Origin of the sequence: Psychrobacter sp. Sarcosine-3u-12, assembly GCF_002836005.1 — a bacterium.
Lineage (GTDB): Bacteria > Pseudomonadota > Gammaproteobacteria > Pseudomonadales > Moraxellaceae > Psychrobacter > Psychrobacter okhotskensis.
Genome location: NZ_PJBY01000017.1, coordinates 1 through 4,829 on the forward strand (window position 1 = coordinate 1; position 4,829 = coordinate 4,829).

General features: G+C 43.2%; 5 protein-coding genes. 3 read left to right on the top strand and 2 right to left on the bottom strand.

The annotated features are described in order from the left end of the window. Positions 1-333: 333 nt before the first annotated feature. Positions 334-1,245 (bottom strand): CDP-diacylglycerol--serine O-phosphatidyltransferase, encoded by a 912-nt coding sequence (gene pssA / locus CXF65_RS00825; protein ID WP_025652240.1) that lies wholly within the window; start codon positions 1,243-1,245, stop codon positions 334-336. Between the two features lie 58 nt (positions 1,246-1,303). After that, positions 1,304-2,179: a 23S rRNA (adenine(2030)-N(6))-methyltransferase RlmJ gene (locus CXF65_RS00830; protein ID WP_025652239.1), complete on the bottom strand. Its 876-nt coding sequence runs from the start codon at positions 2,177-2,179 to the stop codon at positions 1,304-1,306. 140 nt (positions 2,180-2,319) lie between these two features. Between CXF65_RS00830 and CXF65_RS00835 the strand changes: the two genes are divergently transcribed. From CXF65_RS00835 to CXF65_RS00845, 3 genes are all read left to right on the top strand, one after another. After that, positions 2,320-3,069 carry a 2OG-Fe(II) oxygenase gene (locus tag CXF65_RS00835; RefSeq protein ID WP_101210709.1) on the top strand — a complete coding sequence of 250 codons (750 nt, stop codon included), beginning with the start codon at positions 2,320-2,322 and terminating at the stop codon, positions 3,067-3,069. 141 nt (positions 3,070-3,210) lie between these two features. After that, on the top strand, positions 3,211-4,419 hold the full coding sequence (gene dapE / locus CXF65_RS00840; protein WP_101210710.1) for a succinyl-diaminopimelate desuccinylase: 1,209 nt from the start codon (positions 3,211-3,213) through the stop codon (positions 4,417-4,419). A 17-nt stretch (positions 4,420-4,436) separates the two neighbouring features. Further along, positions 4,437-4,829, top strand: a 393-nt coding sequence (locus tag CXF65_RS00845) for a hypothetical protein (protein WP_157823956.1), incomplete at its 3' end; no start/stop codon positions are given.

Consider the following 4,829-nt stretch of genomic DNA (forward strand, 5'->3'; position numbering starts at 1 on the left):
GTAGGTTATTCAGGTTATTTATATGTAATTACATATAAGCTTTCCTGCTTTGCCTTAATGAGGTGCGTATTATAGACGCTTTATTTATGAAGTCAAGAGGTTATTTTATTTAGTTTGAAAGTCTTGTCTAACTACCTAAATAGTCGCTCTGAACTCTTAAACTAATTGCTCCCTTAATTAATGATAAATCATTTTCTTAAGTAGCTTCCCTTCCGACTGGGACGCATTATACGCGCTTTGAGATGAGGGTCAAGGGGGTTTGGAGATTTAAATTAATATATATCCTAACCCCTTGATTACTTACGATTTAACGCTTCCACTTCAACTTTGCTCTTACATTTTACTTTTTAACGTAGTAAAAATACCTGATAGCGCATAAATGATACCAATGGCTAGAATACCTACAGGTATGTCATATAGCACGATGCTCATGACCAATACACCAATGATAAGAACCACAAACGGCACCTTCTTTTTATCAAATTCTTTAAAGCTATAGTATTTAACGTTACTAACCATGAGCAAGCCGCAAATAACTACCCAAGCCGCGAATAAGAACATCACTAGTGTGTCGTATTCGCCTATCCACTGATTGTGATCGATGGCTACCATAACAGCCGCAGTGACCAGAATTGCAGCCAGTGGACTGGCTAAACCAACAAAGTATTTTTTGTCAACGATACCAACCTGCACGTTAAAGCGCGCCAAGCGAAATGCACCACAAGCCGTAAACACAAAAGCACAGGCCAGACCGACGCGACCCAGAGGTTGCAGCGCAAAACTATAAATCAAAATAGCTGGAGCCACACCAAATGCCAACATGTCAGCTAACGAGTCGTACTGCTCACCAAAGGGGCTTTGCGCATTAAGCATACGCGCAACCCGCCCATCTGCACCATCTAGGATGGCAGATAAGAAAATGGCTAGCGAGGCTTTATAAAACTCGCCTTGGGTACTGGCCAAAATCGAATAAAAACCGGATAGCAGCGACAAGGTGGTAATCAGATTGGGCGCTAGATATACGCCGCGACTGACCACGCGCTTGCCTTCGGCAACTTCTGCTTCAATCACCTCAAAAGTCAGACCATCATAATTATCATTGTCCGCTAAGCGAATGTTAAATTCATGCTCATCAACAAAAGGCGGCGACGTTGCCGCATTGTCCTGTAACAGTGGCTCTTTTACCAAACCATCATTCAGATGCTCGCTATTTGATTGACCTTTAGGTGGTTGCTCAGTAGTCATCTTAATATCCTCATTCGCCGACATTGCTATTCATTGACACCGCTATCTACTGACGTCACTATTCGCCGACTAGCCAGCGAACGTTGGTGGCACTATCAGGCGTTAGGTCTGGCGCATCAGCCACTTTTAGTACTGGCTGTAAGAAACGTAGAATTTCACGAGCATGGTTATCGAACTGCCACGGCGGATTAATAACCAGCATTCCCGTGCCATTAAGACCCACGGCGATATCATTTGGATAGATATTCAGCTCACAAACCAACTGACGTCTCATCTCAGTACGTTTTAACTTCTTATAGAACAGCTCTACCGCTTCGATATTTTTAATCGGAAACCACAACGCATAAGTACCCTGCGGCCACTTATTATAAGAGTGCACCAATAGATCAATCAGACGGGTAAAGTCTTTGTGTTCTTGCTCGTAGGGAGGGTCTAAGAATATCAGACCGCGACGTTCTTGTGGTGGAATAACCGCACGAATACCTTCAAAGGCGTCACGATGATGAATACCGATTGGCAATTTATGCAGCTGATAGTTCAGAGCATCGTACTCACTGGCTTTGGCTTCAAAGGCTTCACCGCGTACGCCCGCATCAGGGTTCTTTTCGACATGATGGGCGATCCACCACGGTGAGCCAGGATAGACTTTTTTGTCGTAAGTGAAACGGGCTTGCTTGATCCCTTCCATATACTCTTTGACAGCAGGTGGCGCTTTTGCGACATCGGCGTTTACTAACGCTTGGATGCCACCTTTAGCTTCCCCTGTTTTGCGAGCCTCTTCACTGGCAAGTGAATACAGGCCACGACCGCCATAAGCATCAAGCACATAAAAAGGTTTGTTTTTTTGCCCCAGTTGATTGAGCAATTGTACCAATAAAATGTGTTTAACCACATCAGCAAAGTTACCAGCGTGGTAGGCGTGTTTATAGTTCATAAGTTCAAAAGTTTAAATAAGAAAAATTGCATCTATGGTAGCATAGGCAGAGTAAAAGATAACGATGGTTTTGGTAAAAAGGCGTTGATTGACGCTGTATTGCAAGCGAATTGACTGTTTACTGATAACGGCGAGACGAAATGACAAAGATTATTAGCAATCTTGAGGTGACACAGTTGGTGGTCGATAATCCTATTGGTCAGGATAATCCGCCCATGCTTTTTTTGCCGACTCATGACGATAGTACGAAGCCACCCAGTCAACACGTCCTAAACATGTCGGACTTTGACGTCAATTGGTCAGACAAGCTAACAGATGCGCAGCTTGATAAGTTTGTAGATGACGGTTGGATAGTTATTGATGATATCTTTAAGGATACAGCACTATTAGCATTGCAGGCAGAAAGTGGCTTTATCGACTACCGTGATGCCGAGCTGACGGCTGGTATTCGTGTGAGCAATATTCGTGGTGACCGCATTCGCTGGATTACCGAAAATTTCTTTGCAGGCTATTATTATTTGCAAAGTATCAATGCGCTTGCCGCCTTATTCAATCGCAGTTTGTTCGCCGGTATTCGCCATAGTGAAGCACATTACGCCTGTTATCCTGTAGGCTTTGGCTATCAATGGCATAGTGACAATCCGACTGGTCGTGATGAGCGCGTTATCTCAGCAGTATTTTATCTTAATGATGATTGGAGCGATAGTGATGGCGGCGCTTTAGAAGTCGTTGATAAACATGGCATTCATCATAATGTTATGCCAGTTGCCAATAGATTAATCATATTTGACAGTGACTTACAACACCAAGTACAAATCGCCCATCGTCAACGCTACTCTATCGCGACGTGGATGCGCCGAGATGGTTTGGTACCGTTTGTTGAGGGCTAGAAAAAGTATTATTGACCACTTACTCCTAACCTATCAAAAACGGTTGTAGTTGTAAGCTAAATTTTTAATCCAATCTACGCGCATAAAAATATACGATTTGAAGTAAATTAATAATTTAACTAAAAAATAAAAGGTTTATCTATGTCTGACGCCAATAAACAAACCCTTACCCATCAACAGCAAACGCTAGACTTAAGTATTGCGTTATTGGAACGCCCTTCGGTCACCCCAGATGATGACGGTTGCCAAGATATACTATCGTCTCGACTAAAACAGGCCGGATTTGACTGTGAGTTTATGTATTTCGGTGATAGAAAGCAAAGCGGTGAGCATGCGGAGGTCAAAAACCTTTGGGCACGCCGTGGCACAGCTGATCCCGTTATTTGTTTTGCTGGTCATACCGACGTCGTTCCAACGGGCGATGAAAATAATTGGACCTATCCGCCATTTACGCCAACCATTGCAGATGGCTATCTATGGGCGCGCGGTGCCGCTGACATGAAAACGGGCATTGCCGCTTTTACTATCGCCGCTGAACGCTTCGTTGCCAATCATCCTGAGCACAATGGCTCTATCGCCTTTTTAATTACTTCAGATGAAGAAGGCCCGTCCATCAATGGTACAGTCAAAGTCATTGAAGCCTTAAAAGCGCGTCAAGAAAAAATTACTTATTGCCTCGTTGGCGAGCCATCAAGCACTGATACGCTAGGCGATATTATCAAAAATGGTCGCCGTGGCTCATTGGGTGCAGTACTCACCGTCACTGGTAAGCAAGGCCATGTCGCCTATCCGCATCTGGCGTCCAATCCTATCCACGCCGCCATGTCAGCCTTAGCAGATTTGACAAACGCCACTTGGGATAACGGTAATGATTACTTCCCTGCGACTTCCTTGCAAATCTCGAACATCAATAGTGGTACAGGCGCCACCAACGTCATTCCAGAAACGCTTGATGCTGTTTTTAACTTCCGCTTTTCAACGGAAACCACTGAAGAAGAGTTAAAAGAAAAAACCCATGCTATCTTTGATAAACATTTTGAGAACAGCAAAGCCAGTTATGATATTCATTGGAAATTATCTGGTCAGCCGTTTTTAACGCCAGAAGGTAAATTGGTCTCAGCGTGTCAACAAGCGATTAAAGCCGTCACTGACGTTGACGCTACTCTATCAACCTCTGGTGGCACTTCTGACGGACGCTTTATCGCTCCGACTGGTGCGCAAGTCGTCGAATTGGGTGTACGTAATGCGACGATTCATCAGGTTGATGAAAAGGTAGAAGTAGATGACTTGGGTAAATTGGCGCAGATTTATGAGGGAATTTTGGAGAATTTGTTGTTAGGTGATGATTAATCTACAGGAAAGTGGTTATGAAAATTAATAAATCTCATTTACTTTTGGCACTCGTAAGTTTTGGTTTATTAGTCAGTGGTTGTGACAATATCGAAAAAATACAGCCTGAAATATATGCAGAAAAGGTAGGTTCTAAAAAACTAACTGACCCAGATAACAGTAATGATCTCGATAAAGTGCCAACGCCGCAGAGCGAAGTCAACTTTTCAGCTAATTCTGCAGCTAAAACACAATGGTCTACATTCAATAGTGATGAACAAGTTAATGAGATAAAACGTATTGTCGTTAGTTACGGCGGTGAGTTACAAGGCTTAGGTTATAGTGATGCTAAAATCCTAGAAACTGCTGATATTTATGTCTCAAATGCTGATATATCAGACGCTAAACGCTTACAGTTGACTAAAACATTA